The following is a 14,846-nucleotide window of genomic DNA, read 5'->3' on the forward strand; positions in this document are numbered from 1 at the left end:
GGTACTGCTGTTACGTGGTGGCTTGGTTGAGCGCGTCCTCGGCGGCAACCCAGGAGATCATGGCGCATTTCACGCGGGCGGCATAGCGGGCCACCCCTTCGAAGGCAGCTGCATCGCCCAGAATCTCGGGGTCGGCCTGGACCTTTCCGCGTGAACGCAGAACCTCGCGGAAGTTATCAATGACGGAGTGCAATTCCTCCACGGACATGCCTTCACCCAGTTCGCTCAGCACCGAGGCAGAAGCCATGGAGATGGAACAGCCCGCGCCGTCCCAGCTGATCTGTTGGACCGTTCCATCGGATACCGCAAGCCGCAGCGTCACTTCGTCCCCGCACACGGGATTCAGCTGGTGCGATTGACCGGTGGATGTACCGTCCGGAGCATCCGTTTCGGCCAAGCCGCTGCCGTGCCGCTGCTTGGAATGGTCCAGGATGATCTGCTGGTACAGCTGGTCAAGACTCATGATGCTTTTTGCCTCTTCTGGAAAAGTTGTTGGCTAACGGCTGCCCGCCACAGGGCCGGCTCCGCGTGTCAGGCTTGGAAGTAAGCCCGGACACCCGAAACGGCGTCGAGGAAAGAATCGACGTCGTCCGTGGTGTTGTAAAGGTACGTGCTCGCTCGGGTGGTGGCCGTGAGTCCGAGCCGGCGGTGCAGCGGCTGGGCGCAGTGGTGGCCCACGCGAACGGCGATGCCGCGGTCATCAAGGAACTGCCCGACGTCGTGGGCGTGGACCCCGGCGACGTCGAAGGCTGCCAGTCCGATCCGTTCAGAACCGGAGGCCGGACCCACCACGCGAATGCCGTCGATGCTTTCCAGCCCCTTCACCAAGCGCTGGCCAAGCTCCGTTTCCCACGCGTGGATGCGGTCAATGCCCGTCTCGGTGAGGTAGTTTACGGCAGTTGCGAGCGCAACGGCCTGGGAGATCCGTTGAGTTCCGGCCTCGAACCGCTGTGGCGCCGGCAAGTACTCGGCCCGTTCCATGGTGACCGTGGTGATCATGGACCCGCCCGTCAGGAAAGGCGGCAAGGCATTCAGAAGCTCCTGCTTCCCATACAGCACACCCACACCCGTGGGGGCCAGCATTTTATGGCCCGAGAAAACGGCGAAATCTACGTCCAGTTCCTTGACGTCAACTGCCATGTGAGGGACGGACTGGCAAGCGTCCAGAACCACCAAAGCACCTACGCGGCGGGCCATCGCTACCAGTTCAGGTACAGGGTTGATGGTTCCCAGGACGTTCGATGCATGGGTGAAGGCCAGGAGTTTGGTCCGCTCCCCCACGATTTCAGCGGCTGCATCCAGCCGGAGGATCCCGTCGTCCGTCACGGGGATGTAGTTAAGCGTGGCACCGGTCCGGAAGGCCAGTTCCTGCCAAGGAATGAGGTTGGCGTGGTGCTCCATTTCCGTGACGACGATCTCGTCGCCCGGACCGATCGCGAGGTCCTTCAGGGCCGAACCACCACGTCCCTGGGCAGCCCACAGGGCGGCGTTGGACAGTGCGTAACTGATGAGGTTGAGGCCCTCCGTGGCATTGGAGGTCCAAACGGTTTCCTCGTACTGCGCGCCAACAAAGTCCGCTACGGTCTGGCGTGCGTCCTCAAATACCTCAGTGGCTTCCACCGCAAGGTGGTGGGCACCGCGGTGCACGGCGGCGTTGCGTTGCTCGTAGTATTCCTGCTCGGCTTCGATAACGCTGAGCGGGTTTTGCGAGGTAGCGCCGGAATCGAGGTAGATCAAGGGTTTGCCGTTGACCAGCTGGTCCAGCACCGGGAAATCGTTCCGGATCCGCAACACCTCCGCGTTGTCCATGGCGTGCATGGACCGCTGCAGTGAGGCGGGAGTTGATACGGCAGTCAAGGGGCGCTCCTTGGAAATCCTTCAGGGACTCCTCATTATCCCACGCTGACCCCTACCCGGCGGTGTGCCGTACAGCACGTCAGCTGCCGGCCCGCCCCGGAACCCATCCCAGTGGTGGAACCAGCCCGCTGTCGAAGGCACTCCGGAGCCGCTCGACGAGCACCGAGGCCCGACGACTCGCTGCCGCGCGGGTCCTGGCTTCGTAACCGCTGGCCGCCCGCGAATAGCAAAGGGCAGCATGGGCAAACTGCCGGTCCGCGGACAGGCACCGCCCAGCCGACTCCAACGCTTTGGGGTCGTTGTCCGCCAAAGCCGATGCGAACGTCCCTAATGCCGCACCACCCGGGCCGGGAAGGATAGCCGCCAGAGCGCCCAGGCGGCGCACGATCTCAAGATCGTCGACGACGGCACCGCCCGCGTTAAGCGTCAGGAGTGACAACACCTCCGCCTCCATCAAAGTGCTGCCCTGTGAGTGCAACCTTTCCGCCAGGGCCAACAAGTGAGTTGACGTGCCGGAGGCCTGGGTCTGCGCTGCCGCGATATACACGGTGCTGAGCTGTAGCAACAGGCCATCCAGACTCGTAGTGTTCCGAGCGGCTTCCTGCGTGGCTTGCTGCGCGGCTTCCTGCGCAGCCATGGCCTGCCGGACCCTGGCCATGGCCTGCCGCGAGTTACCGCAATGCGCCTCGCAGTACGCCAGCAGGGCCGCAGCCAGGGCGAGAACGGGCGGTAGGCCGGCGTCGTGCAGTTCAGCAAGGACGGGCTCCAAGGTGACCCGGGCTGCCCGCGGGAGACCCTGGCTTAGCTGGACGTAACCGCGGGCGACGTCCAGGCATGCCGAAAGGTACATCGGCATGACGTAGTCGGCGGGACAGTCCAAAAGCGGGTCCACCAGTCCCCATGCGAGGTTGTATCGGAGACTCATGACATGCCGAAGCATCGCCCCCGGCAGGAACATCTCCATAGCCGGGTCGGCGCCGATGGCTTCCATCGCAGCAGACGACCTCTGCAGCGCTTCCGGCGCCGCCCCGGAAAGCAGAAGGCGCTCGGCTTCCCGGACATTCCACAGGATCCGGGCGGCCGGGTCCGTCCCTTCCTTGACGCCTTGGCCGTTAGGCGCCGGCCCACCAGACTCCAACTCGACAAGTTCCGTTTCAAGGGACGCGACGCCAGGCGCAGCACCCAATAATCCGAGAGCCATAAGTCGGTGTGCTGCGCCGATCTTCACTCCAAGGGGCCCACCCGCGGCTGCCAAACGCCGAAGTTCCGGAGCTGCCTCCGCGAGCTGGCCCTCGGCGATCAACGCCCGCGCCCTGAGCAGCCTGGCCTCGTCTGCATGATCCGCCCCAGTCACTGCTGAGGCGGCCCTCCGGGCGAGTTCGGCAGTGGACGGCCTGTCAGCGGCGGGCGCAGCGGCCAAGAGAACCTCGTCGGAGAGGGTCAGGCCACAGTCGAGGGTCCATGTCATCCATCGCAGCATGGCGGGGGCCGTCTCCGTAGTCAGCGCGGGCTCTTCCATCCCCAGCCGGAGTGCCATGCTCCGGGACCGCGGCACGGACAAACGGGTCCCTTCCCCGCGCAGCCAGGAACTCGTGCGGACCAGCGGAAGCCGGCCGGGCAGCAACTTGATGTCATGGTTCGTGAGGAGATGCTCCAGGGCTTTCTGCCCGAAGTGGTGTTCCACTACCTCAAGCGCCACAGGCTCTGCGAGCGCGATGAGTTCCAATGCTTGGCGCTCTTCGGGCGGCCGGGAAACGTTCTCCGCCCGGACATGCTCCACCACGCCGGGCCAGTCGCAGTGCGCCCGGACATCGATGGTCCAGAATCCATCCATCTGCACCAGGAACCCTGCGCGGCGGGCGTCATTCACCGCCAGGCAGAGCAGCCCCACGTTGAAGCCGCTCATAGCCGCGAGGAGGCTGCTTGCGCGCCGCTGGACGTGCCCACCCAGTATGGATTCGCACAGGGCATGTGCCTCGCTGAAGCTGAATGACGGCAGGAAGTATTGCTCCAGGAAGCCGTCTTCCCAGAGCTGGTAGAGGTCTTGCGGAAGGGGGTGGTGGCTTTCAGCCGTGGCTACAATCGTTGCCCCGAAACCGGGGATGAGTTGCAGCAGGACCGCCAATGAGGCGGGATCGATGTGATGGATATCGTCCACCAACAGGACCAGCTGCGGCCGTGCCGGTTGAGCGGTCCGCTTGTTTCGGCGTCGTCCGGGTGGGGGTTTGTACAGGTAGTCGGCCGGGCCCAGAGTGCTGGTGAGGGCGCGGAGAACGTGAAGGCCCGGCGCTACGGCCTCGTCCCCTTCACTTGAGGAAATGGTTCCCAGTGCGCCGAAGTGGAGTGCCCTAAGTTCCGGCTTTCCGGTGAAGGTGCGGACATCCACCGTTTTGGGGAGCCCCTCTTTGATGGAGAGCAGAAGGTGGCTCTTTCCGGAACCCTGCTCTCCCACCACTACGATGCCGCTGGTGGAGGCGGATGGAACGGCGGAAAGGATGAGCTCGAGCAGCTGCGCCCTGTCCGGGAATGTTGATGGCCTCAGCCCTGCTGTGACGGTGTCTTCGTCCAGCCAGGGGTCCGGCAACATGCACACTCCAATAGCAGCAGTCCCATGATGCGGGAAGGGTTGGGTAGTCCGCGATTCGCGGGGTCCCTGGCCTAGAAGCCGGCGGCGGCTGGGGGGAGAGTCTCGGTCTCAGAAGACTCTGTCGCCGCCGGCTTCGTACAGGGCCGGACCACCTTTCGGCGGCCGGTGCATCGACTCAAGAGACCTCCGATGCGGGTGATGCAACTTTCGGAATCCCGGTGATGCTTGGGGCTGAACCGTTCTTCCAAGATCAATATTGCCGGGGCGCAACATGCCGTACATCAGTAGTTGGTACTCGAAAAGCGGGCAGCTTTTGGTACCCCGATACTCTGTTGTACTCAGTCTCCGGACCGGGCACTACTTGGTTTCGGCATGGACTACCCGCGCATTATTCCACTGATTGGTTAAATTCCGCGGGATTCCGGTAGCAGGTGGGCAGGGAGGCCCTGGACCGGGTACTCAGCAGCGCGCGTCAGTGACGGACGGCCGCGCCAAGATCTTCACGCCGCCGGATACCCAACTTGGCGTAGCTTCTGTACAAATGACCTTCCACGGTGCGGACTGACACCATGAGCTTCTCGGCGATCTGGCGGTCGGTCAGTCCTGCGACGGCCAGGGCAACGATGTCCTGCTCGCGTCTGGTAAGCGGCACGGATCGGTCAGCCTCGGCGTGCGGGTCATGAACCAGGGCATCGCCCAAGCTGGCCTCACTGACATCGCGCAGTACAGCTGCTTGCCGTGCTTCCGGCCGTTTGCCTTCAGCGTCGAAAGTCACAGCAGCTTTGTCGAAGGCCACCGCGGCCGGTCCGGGCATCCCGGAAGCAGCCAGGAGGTTGCCCGCATTCACGAACCCTTGGCCTTCACCGCGCATCTGCGCCTCCGCAAGCGACTGCCACCCTGCGGCCCAGCCGCCGTCCATCAACGACGCCGTTTCCTGGATGGACTCCATGGCCTGCACGTCCCCGAGCTCGGCCCTGAGAACCAGGTTCTGCATCAAAATGCCGGGCAACTGGTGCAAATGTCCGGATTCCGGAAGCCGGCTCAATTTCTGCACGCCTGTGCCTTTGCTGAGAAGTTCCTGGCCTGCAAGCCTGAACAGCTCCGCAAGGGCTTCCACGAAGGCTCCGGCTGCCGTTCCCTGTTCGCTTTCCAGGCGCCGGGCGAGCGTTGTGTCGCCGGACTTCGCTGCGGCGTAGAACGCCAACGCGTTTCCGAGGCTTCGCAATTGCAGCGGGTCCCTGACCCGCAGTGCTTCGACGGCGGGCGTCAGCAGCTCCGTGGCGTGTTCCAAGCGGCCCTGGCGCAGCAGAGACATGCCTTTGAGCGCTTCAACGCCTCCACCAAAATAGACGAGTCCCGTGGCCGAACCGGCGGCGTAACGGTCAAGGGCTGTCGCTGCCGCTTCCCAGTCTCCGGATTCCAAAGCGGACAAGGTATAGCGCAGCATGACAAAGTCGCTGAAGTACAGGAAGTCGTTGTCCTCTTCCAACAGCAGCAAGGCTTCCCTGCCAGCTTCCAAAGCCTGCACGGGTTGCCCCTCTACCGTCAGGAGCTCACACTGCATCGCCAACAGGAAGACCCGGTTCATGGCAAGGTCGGGTCCATCAGGCCCTGACGCTTCAGCGAACCGCTCCAGGCCCTCACGGAGTTCCTCATAGCGGCCATCATTGGCGAGTACTGCCAATTCCAGCGCCAGCAGGTGAGTTTCGACTTGCTGGACAACAGGGTCCGAAGTCTCCCGCTCACCAATCAGGGCTTTGGCAGCGGTCCGCGCATCAGCCACGATGTCCGCTGACGGGTCGCCTGCGGCAGTACGCGCGGCAACCCACAGAAGGCCTGCGCCCAAAGGCCTTGACGGATCAGCGTCCAGGAACCCGGAGCCTTCCTCCAGCAACTGGACAGCAGTGCGGTAGTCGCCGTCGTTGTAGTGGACCATGGCCATGACTGCACGCGCCCGCGGACGCAGGGCCTCAGATCGAACCTTGCCCGCTGCCGCTATCGCCAGCGGATTCTGCAACAGCCGGGCAGCCAGGAATGCTGCCTGCAGCAATCGTTCATCGTCGACGTCGGCGCCACAGTCCAGGGCCCAGCTCACCATCCGGAGCAGTCCCTCCGCTGTGGACGGTTCTGCGGGCAATTGCTGTTCCATGCGCCGGCGGATCTGGAGGCTGCGGGCAGGCGAAACGATCTTGCGGAGCGCCTCACTGTACAAGGGGTGCCACATCTTGAGGGGCCCGCCGGGTCCGTTGGCTGAAAGTACCAGCCGACTGTCCATCAATGCCCGTACAGTGTCCCTGCCCACCTGTGCATCCAGCACAGCGGCAGGGACGGGCTCGGAAAGGGCAATGATGTACATCGCCTCCCGTTCAGCTTCGCTGGTACGGAGCACCCTGTTGCGGACTACCTCGGCCAGGCTTTCGCCGCCCCCGGAGAGTGCCTTGGTCAGGAGCCAGACCCCGTTGCGGCGTACCAGGTTTCCCTCGGTCTTTGAATCCTCAAGGAGGCAGTGGAGCAGCAACGGGTTGCCTTCGGACGCAGAGTGCAGAACCTCAGCCGCGCTGGACATGACGGTTCCGTCGAGCGTCTTTTCTGCCAGCTCAGTGACCGAATGTTTGTCGAGCGGGTGGAGCTCCAGCCGCTCTGCCAGTCCGTCGTACCAGAGTTGAAGCAAGGCCGCGGGCAAGCCCGGCCTGGGCCTGCTGGTGGCTACGAGCCGCGCCCATCCCGCAGTGACCAGCTCGGCCAGGATCTGCGTACTGCCTTCATCGAGGTCGTGTGCGTCGTCCACAATCAACAGCAGGCGCGCGCCTTCGCCGCCACGCCGTTTCTCGAACTGGGACCAGAACTCGCGCAGGATCGACACAGGCGATGTCGCTTGCTCAACAGGAAGATCCAGCAAGTACGGGGCAAGGACCCCGTACGGCACGGCGGACAAAGCTGGACTCCCATGAACCCGCATCACCACCATTTCCCCGGCCAAGCGCGCCGCGATTTCGGCTGCCAATGCGGTCTTTCCGATGCCGGGATCCGCAACCAGGAGCACGGCCCCTGCGCCTTCCTGGCGCAGAATGTCCATGGCCAGTTCCAACTCGGCGTCCCGCCCTACAAGGTGCTCAGCCTGCATGGGCAACCCACACCGTGTCTACGGAAGCTTCGCCGCTTGCCTCACAGCAGTCCATTGAGCTCGCCCCGAGACGATACGCCGAGCTTGGTGAACACTTGGTACAGATGACCTTCTACAGTTCGCACAGACACCCCAATATCCATCGCGATTTCACGGTTGCTGACACCCTTTCCCGCGAGTTTAGCAATTTGGCGTTCCCGTTCGGTCAACACCGGCGCGTCGCTGCGTGGCTGGATCGGCAACGCGGGGATCGAATGTTCCAGACGTTCAAGCCTCAGCTGTGCCGTTCGGGCTGCTGTTGTTTCCCCGGCGTCCCTGGCGTAATCGAGTGCCATGGCCACGCACCGGGCTTCGACCACCAACAGGTCAAGGGATGCTGCGGCGTCAGCGGCCGTCAGCAATGAGCGGGAGCTCTTGGTCAGGGCACCGCGCGCAAGGTCGCCGGAAATCTTCGCCAATGGCCCTTGTCGACGGCCGGCAATGTCCTCCAGCAAGCGGTATTCCTCATCCGTACCTTCCACGGTGGCGCCAAAAAGGTAGATGCCGGCCGTAGTGAAGCGCTGCTGCTCGATGTCGGTGCGTACCCGGGCAAGGAGTCGCTGTTTCACATCAGGGTCACCCATCCACCGCCCAGCCATCTCCGCACAGAACTCAGCGACTGATTCAGAGAAATACGTCCCCACTCCCCTGCAGGTTCTATAGAGGTCCAGGTATCGGCCGGCCTCCACGGAGTTACCCAGTTGAGCGTAGGCAAAAGCGGTGGCTGCATAAGCAACCTTGTTCATGTTCATGCTGGGCCGGAGCTCAAGTTGGGCAACGGCGGAGCGCAGGGGCTCGATTGCGCTGGCGGGCTTGCCGGCATAAGCGAATGCGAGCCCAACGCCCAGTTCTGTGAGCGCGCCCCGGTACTGAAGGCGTGAGGACCCTGAGGGTGTGCGACGCATGAGTTCGATGCACTTCCGCCATTGCCCGGACAGCAGGAGGACCAGGAACGCGTGCCTGGCGAAGGATTCCTCCAGCTGTGCGGGACGGTCCGTGTCCCCCAAGTGCCGGGAAACAGTTCGCGCAAGTTGTTGTGCCTCCAACTCCCTGCCCAGCATGCAGCGGGCTTCGATCAGGAAGAAGGATGAGTTGAGCCAGTGTTCACGATCCTCCCCGGAGTCCTTGGCATATTCCTCTTCCAAGGCGTCAAGCATGGCGGCGTACTCACCCATGTAGGTTTGGTACTCGTAGTTGCAAAGCCGGAGTCGGTTGCGCGCCGTAGCCATGGCCTGCGCCGGATAATCCCCGGCCTTGGCTTCGAGCGTCTCCAGGCCGGCAGCGATAACTCCCGGCACCATTCCCGACCGACCATCGATCCACGTCATCGCCCGGCATTTTGCCGCGATGACTTCAGCGAACTCCAACGGATCCAAAGCCGCGATGTGGGAATCGGACACCTCGTCCAACGCCTGGGCCGCGTGCAACGGCAGGTCCAGCAAGAGGTAGGCCGCAGCTTTGAGCCGTTGTCCGGGTACCCATTCGCTGTCCTTCGGGTCCAGTGACAGCGTGCACTGGATGGCGAAGTTGGGGTCGTAGTCATCCAACGCGGCCCGTCCGGCCGCAAGTGCATGCGCGGGCGACGGCGCGGGTTCGTCCTCGGACGCATGCATCCACGCCGCATAGCTGAGGAGGTCCTGTGGTGCCAATGCGTGGAGTTCAGGTTCCTTGGGACCGTGCAGCATTAACCGCAACTCGCGCATACGGCGGGTACTCAACCAGCCGCGCACTACCTCTCCCACGTACGGGTCCCGGAGCGAAACCCAGTGGTCCCCGTCCTTCTCAATGGTCAGCAGGGCTGACTCTTCCATCTCCACAAGAACTTCGGTGCCGAAGATGTCTGCCAGATCCAAGAGTGTTGCGCGCTGCGCACAGGCCAGGATTTCGACGACGGTCCTGCTGGCTTGCGGTTCGCGCGCCAGTCTGGAGCGGACAAAGTCCTCCACAACCGCGGCGCCCTCAAGTTTGATTCGGTCACGAAGCGTCCAGACGGAGTCGTTGAGAACCAGGTTGCCCGTGTGCCGTTGCTCCTCGAGAAGGGCATGCAGGAGCATGGGGTTGCCGCCCACGGCAGAGTGCAGCGAACCTACCAGTGTTGACGAAACATAGTGCCCCAGGACCGAGCCCAGGACCTGTTTGGTCTGTTCTTCGCTGAGCGTATTCAGATGTACCTCACCCAGCGTTCCTTCAAGGACCAGCCGATGGAAATCAGCAGGGAGGTCGCTGGCGCGTTGCACGGTGGCGATGACTTTCGCGGTACCGGTAGCCATGAGGTTCAACAGCACGCCCGTGCTCATCGGATCCATGCCGCCGGCGTTGTCCACGATGAAAACGGTGTCCCGGCCCGCGGCTTCTGTCCTGATCAGGTTCGTGACCGCGTGCAGGATGCCCGTAGGCGAGCCCACGGCACCCGAAGGCAACCGGGCCAGCAGGAAACCAAGGCATCCATAGGGGGTTTGGCCGCTTGCGACCGTGTTGCGCAGCTGGAGGCTGTGGACTTTGGGGCCGAGCGATGACACCACTGCCCTTGCCAGGCCTGATTTACCGATTCCCCGTTCCCCGGTAAGGACCACCCCGTAGGAGTCGGGCGATTCGAGGTGTTTGCCCGCCTTGGACAAATCGTGGCTCCGGGCCAACAGCGACCATGTTTGACGGTCTGTTGGGCCGCCCACAAGATCGGGAGCCGCAGCTCTCGCTACGCCTCCCCCGCTCCTGTTTAGCAACTCCGCCGACATCCGCATCCTTAGCTACACATCCGCGACAGTCCCCCACCGCTTGCTTGCGTAACATGCACACTACCGCTGGGCGCCCACAGTTTGTAGGCCTTAAGGTCCTCAGGACCGTCAGGCTTTCCTCAGGCTTTCCTCAAGATTTGCTCAAGCTTTGGCAGGGTGGTGCTTCTGTTGCGCGGCGAGCAAGCCCTGATCCATGAGCAGCTCCACTGCGTCAGCCGCTTCATCCACGAGGAACGGCAGTTCTTTCTTCTCCGGGGTGGCGAAATCCCGGAGGACATAGTCCGCCGTCTCCATGCGCCCCGGCGGCCGGCCCACGCCTACACGGACGCGCAGGTAATCCTTGGTGGCGAGTGCCTTGGAGATGTCCCGCAGGCCGTTGTGCCCACCCTCACCGCCACCTATTTTTAGCTTGACTGTGTTAAAAGGGATGTCGATCTCGTCGTGGACGGCAATGACGTGATCCGGCGCGATGTCGAAAAAGTTGCACAACCCTGCCACGGGTCCGCCTGAGACGTTCATGTACGTCATGGGCTTAGCGAGTACCACTCGGGGGCCTCCAATGCCCAGCCGCCCCTCCACCACCTGGGCCCTCGCCTTATGGACCTTGAACTTTCCACCCATGCGGGAAGCCAGTTCGTCCAGCACCATCTGGCCAACATTGTGCCTGTTGTTGCTGTACTCGCTGCCGGGGTTGCCGAGGCCGACAATCAGCCAAGTGTCAGTCATGGTCTCATCCTAGGGAGGGGTCAGTTGATCAGCAGGGATGGGGGCGAAGAAGAAAGTGGCCGGGACCCCAAGGGTGCCCGGCCACTCAACGGCATAAGCCTCAAGCAGTCAGAAGACTACTCAGCGGCAGCTTCAGTGCTCTCTTCTTCATCAGCACCAGCGGCTTCAGCGATGCGGACCACCAGGGTGTCGCCTTCGGTGAGCAGGATGGAACCCTTCGGCAGGACAAGGTCGGAAGCGTGGATGCTCTCGCCGGCCTTGAGGCCATCGATGTTGACCTCGACGGCGGTGGGAACGTGGGTAGCCTCAGCTTCGAGGGAAACCGTGGTGGCTTCAAGGCTGGCGACAGCACCCGGAGCAACTTCACCGGAAACGTGGACGGCGATGTCAACGGTAACCTTCTCGCCGGCCTTCACCGTCTGGAGGTCAACGTGCTCGATGATCTGCTTTACGGGATCGCGCTGGATGTCCTTCACGAGCGTCAGGTGCTGCTCGCCGTCGACGTCGATTGCAAGCAGGGCGTTGGAGACGCGAACTGCCAGCGTGGTGGCGCGGCCCGGCAGGTTGATGTGGATGGGCTCTGCGCCGTGGCCGTAGATGACAGCCGGGATCTGGCCGGCCATGCGTGCACGGCGGGCGAAACCCTTGCCGAATTCGGTGCGCAGTTCTGCGGTGAGCTTCTGCTCAGACATGTGTACTCCTTGATTACTGTGGCACCCGGAAAGTCCGGGCTGGTCTATCAGCAAGGGCGGAGGTCTGGAGACCTTCTACGCCCGGCTGAGATCGGCCGCCGAGCAGCCGTTCCGCCTGTGTTGAAGGAGATGCAGACCCAGTCGATAACGGAGACCCGCAACCCTGGTCCACAAAGTGCGGACCGGATGTGCTCTCCCTCGCCAAGGTATCCCCAAGAGTTTAGCAGCGGTTCGCGCTCTTTCTGAAAACGGCAATGAAAACGGGCCACCCGCACGCCCGAAGGCGTCGAATGGCCCGCTCGAATTCAGCAGCCCGGCGTTATGCTTTGCCGTCGAACAAGCTGGTGACCGAACCGTCGTCGAACACTTCACGAATGGCGCGGGCAATCAACGGTGCGATGGACAACACCGTCAGCGACGGGAAGCGCTTCTCTGCAGGGATGGGCAGTGTGTTGGTGACCACGACTTCGCGGGCACCGGAATCAGCGAGGCGCTGCGCGGCAGGATCGGAGAAGACCGCGTGCGTGCAGGCAATGATGACGTCCTTTGCGCCGGCGTTCTTCAGCACCTGGACGGCGCCGGAGATGGTTCCACCGGTGTCGATCATGTCGTCGATGAGGACGCAGGTGCGGCCTTCAACCTGGCCAACAACGGTCTTGGAGACGGCCTGGTTGGGGACGGTGAGGTCGCGGCTCTTGTGAACGAACGCGAGCGGGGCACCGCCCAGGCGCTCAGCCCACTGTTCGGCTACCCGGACGCGGCCGGTGTCAGGCGAAACAACCGTGATGTTGTCGGCTTCCACCTTGGTGCGGATATAGTCGGCCAGCAGCGGGATGGCCATCAGGTGGTCGACAGGACCGTCGAAGAAGCCCTGGATCTGCGAAGTGTGCAGGTCAACGGACATGATGCGATCCGCGCCGGCAGTCTTGTATAGGTCGGCAACCAGTCGGGCGGAGATGGGCTCGCGACCACGGCCCTTCTTGTCCTGGCGGGAGTACGGGTAGAACGGGGAAACAACCGTGATCCTCTTGGCAGAGGCGCGCTTGAGGGAGTCAATCATGATCAACTGTTCCATAAGCCAGTTGTTCAACGGAGCCGGGTGGGCCTGAATGACGAAGGCATCAGTGCCTCGCACGCTCTCGGCCGAACGGACATAGATTTCCCCGTTTGCGAAGTCGTAGGCGTCGATGGGCAGGAGCTCGGTCTCCAGCTCCTTCGCGATTTCCTGCGCCAGCTCCGGATGCGCCCTTCCGGCGGCGAGAATCAGTTTCTTCTCGCCGTGTGCGGTAATTTCGCTCATGCCTGTTTGCCTTCTTCTATGGTTGCCGGGGATTGTGAAGATGTGGATGTCGTTGCCAGCTCATGCGCTGCTTCAGCCAGCTTCGCGGAGGCGGTGCCCGGCCGGTTGGCTGCTACCCAGCCTTCGGCGTTCCGCTGTGCGGCCAGGCTGAGGGCGAGGGCTCCGGCGGGAACATCCTTGCGAATAACCGCCCCGGCCCCGCTGTAAGCGCCATCGCCAACTGTCACAGGTGCAACGAAGACCGTGTTTGAGCCCGTGCGGACGCCCGAGCCAATCACCGTGCGGTGCTTCTTCTCGCCGTCGTAGTTGGCGGTGATGTTGCCGCAACCGATGTTGGTGTCTTCGCCGATTTCAGCATCACCGGCGTAGCCCAAGTGGGACAGTTTGGAGCCGCGGCCGATCGTCACGTTCTTGGTTTCGTAGAAGGCGCCGATCTTGCCGGTCTCGCCCAGGACCGTACCGGGGCGGAGGTACGTGAACGGCCCTACGCTCGCCTTGGCACCGATGGTGGAACCCGAACCGTGCGTCCGGATCACCTTCGCGCCCTCGCCAACATTGACGTCGGTCAACGTTGTGTCAGGACCCACGACGGCGTCGCGCGCCACCGTGGTGGAACCGTGCAACTGGGTGTTGGGCAACAACCGGACGTCTTCATCAAGCTTTACGGTGGAATCGATCCAAGTGGTGGCGGGATCCACCACGGTCACGCCCGCACGCATCCAGGACTCAATAATGCGGCGGTTGTGCTCGGCGCCAAGCGCGGACAGCTGGATGCGGTCGTTGGCACCTTCAACCTGCCATCGGTCCTCAGTCACGACGGCGGCAACCCGGCCGCCTGCGTCACGGGCCAAACCGAGGACGTCGGTCAGGTACATCTCGCCCTGGGCATTGTCCGTGGTGACCTTCGCCAGTGCGGTGCGCAAAACGGCGGCGTCGAAAGCGTAGATACCGGAGTTGACCTCACGGATAGCGCGCTCGGTGTTGCTGGCATCCTTGTGCTCACGAATACCGGTGACGGTGCCATCTTCGGCGCGCAGGATCCGGCCGTAGCCGGTTGCGTCGTCCAGCACTGCGGTGAGGACGGTGACGGCGTTGCCCTCAGCCTCGTGTGTTGCCACAAGCTCGCCAAGCAGTTGACCGGTCAGCAGCGGGACATCGCCGTAAGTGACCACCACGGTGCCGGAAAGCTCAGCATCGGCGTCCAGCGCGTTGAGCGCGACTTCCACTGCGCGGCCAGTGCCGGGGACGTCGTCCTGATCAACAATGAGTGCTCCCGGATCCAGCACTGTAATGTGCTCTGCTACGCGGTCACGCTCGTGGCGGACAACGAGGGCCAGCTTCAACGGGTTGATGGCACGTGCGGCGAGGAGAGCGTGGCCCACCATGGAGCGGCCGCCGATTTCGTGGAGAATTTTGGGAGTCCGCGACTTCATGCGCGTTCCGGCACCTGCGGCCAAAACGATCACCGCTGCGGGACCGGTGGTTTCGGGGCTCACGTACTGGCTCTCCTTGCTCGGTATGTCCCGGGTAACCCGGCTTCGGAATGCTGCCATCCAGCAATGGACCCAGGCACCATGAGAGCCGCTACAGGTACAGAGAAGGAGCGCATTTTCCGACCGTTCCGCCCATAGGATTCGAACCTATACTCCACGGCTCCAAAGGCCGGGGTGCTGCCATTACACCAGAGCGGACCGTGCATGATTCATCCCCCGGATCTTGCGGTCCGGAGGGTTTCCCGGATCACCGGGATGCACACACAAGAATCTAGTTTGCCATGACCAATGCA

Annotated in this window: 9 protein-coding genes and 1 tRNA gene; all 10 read right to left on the reverse strand. The window is 63.0% G+C overall.

Annotated features, from left to right (window positions below; genetic code table 11):
* Positions 1–10: 10 nt before the first annotated feature.
* Positions 11–463, reverse strand: coding sequence for a Fe-S cluster assembly sulfur transfer protein SufU (gene sufU, locus RIF72_RS13385; RefSeq protein WP_309075367.1), 453 nt, complete (start codon positions 461–463; stop codon positions 11–13).
* 68 nt (positions 464–531) lie between these two features.
* Entirely contained in the window at positions 532–1,857 is a 1,326-nt protein-coding gene (locus RIF72_RS13390; RefSeq protein WP_309075368.1) for a cysteine desulfurase, read from the reverse strand.
* Between the two features lie 79 nt (positions 1,858–1,936).
* The gene (locus RIF72_RS13395; RefSeq protein ID WP_309075369.1) at positions 1,937–4,444 is read right to left on the reverse strand and encodes an ATP-binding protein; all 2,508 of its coding nucleotides are present in this window, start codon (positions 4,442–4,444) and stop codon (positions 1,937–1,939) included.
* A gap of 472 nt (positions 4,445–4,916) precedes the next feature.
* Positions 4,917–7,568, reverse strand: a complete 2,652-nt coding sequence (locus tag RIF72_RS13400) for an AAA family ATPase (RefSeq protein ID WP_309075370.1) — start codon at positions 7,566–7,568, stop codon at positions 4,917–4,919.
* A 41-nt stretch (positions 7,569–7,609) separates the two neighbouring features.
* Positions 7,610–10,342, reverse strand: coding sequence for a LuxR C-terminal-related transcriptional regulator (locus RIF72_RS13405; RefSeq protein WP_309075371.1), 2,733 nt, complete (start codon positions 10,340–10,342; stop codon positions 7,610–7,612).
* Between the two features lie 141 nt (positions 10,343–10,483).
* Positions 10,484–11,068 carry an aminoacyl-tRNA hydrolase gene (gene pth, locus RIF72_RS13410; protein WP_309075372.1) on the reverse strand — a complete coding sequence of 195 codons (585 nt, stop codon included), beginning with the start codon at positions 11,066–11,068 and terminating at the stop codon, positions 10,484–10,486.
* Between the two features lie 116 nt (positions 11,069–11,184).
* Entirely contained in the window at positions 11,185–11,760 is a 576-nt protein-coding gene (locus tag RIF72_RS13415) for a 50S ribosomal protein L25/general stress protein Ctc (RefSeq protein WP_309075373.1), read from the reverse strand.
* Positions 11,761–12,079: 319 nt separating this feature from the next.
* Positions 12,080–13,060: a ribose-phosphate diphosphokinase gene (locus tag RIF72_RS13420; RefSeq protein ID WP_011774071.1), complete on the reverse strand. Its 981-nt coding sequence runs from the start codon at positions 13,058–13,060 to the stop codon at positions 12,080–12,082.
* Positions 13,057–14,556, reverse strand: a complete 1,500-nt coding sequence (gene glmU / locus RIF72_RS13425; protein WP_309075374.1) for a bifunctional UDP-N-acetylglucosamine diphosphorylase/glucosamine-1-phosphate N-acetyltransferase GlmU — start codon at positions 14,554–14,556, stop codon at positions 13,057–13,059. Before glmU ends, RIF72_RS13420 begins: the two co-directional genes overlap by 4 nt.
* A 123-nt stretch (positions 14,557–14,679) precedes the next feature.
* A tRNA-Gln gene (locus tag RIF72_RS13430) sits at positions 14,680–14,751 on the reverse strand.
* Between the last annotated feature and the right edge of the window lie 95 nt (positions 14,752–14,846).

Origin of the sequence: Paenarthrobacter sp., from assembly GCF_031180005.1 — a bacterium.
GTDB lineage: Bacteria > Actinomycetota > Actinomycetes > Actinomycetales > Micrococcaceae > Arthrobacter.

Bases quoted from the DNA above. Each gene is read 5' to 3' on its own strand.
- sufU (WP_309075367.1), bottom strand. From the start codon at position 463: ATGAGTCTTGACCAGCTGTACCAGCAGATCATCCTGGACCATTCCAAG.
- RIF72_RS13395 (WP_309075369.1), bottom strand. From the start codon at position 4,444: ATGTTGCCGGACCCCTGGCTGGACGAAGACACCGTCACAGCAGGGCTG.
- RIF72_RS13400 (WP_309075370.1), bottom strand. From the start codon at position 7,568: ATGCAGGCTGAGCACCTTGTAGGGCGGGACGCCGAGTTGGAACTGGCC.
- RIF72_RS13405 (WP_309075371.1), bottom strand. From the start codon at position 10,342: ATGTCGGCGGAGTTGCTAAACAGGAGCGGGGGAGGCGTAGCGAGAGCT.
- pth (WP_309075372.1), bottom strand. From the start codon at position 11,068: ATGACTGACACTTGGCTGATTGTCGGCCTCGGCAACCCCGGCAGCGAG.
- RIF72_RS13415 (WP_309075373.1), bottom strand. From the start codon at position 11,760: ATGTCTGAGCAGAAGCTCACCGCAGAACTGCGCACCGAATTCGGCAAG.
- RIF72_RS13420 (WP_011774071.1), bottom strand. From the start codon at position 13,060: ATGAGCGAAATTACCGCACACGGCGAGAAGAAACTGATTCTCGCCGCC.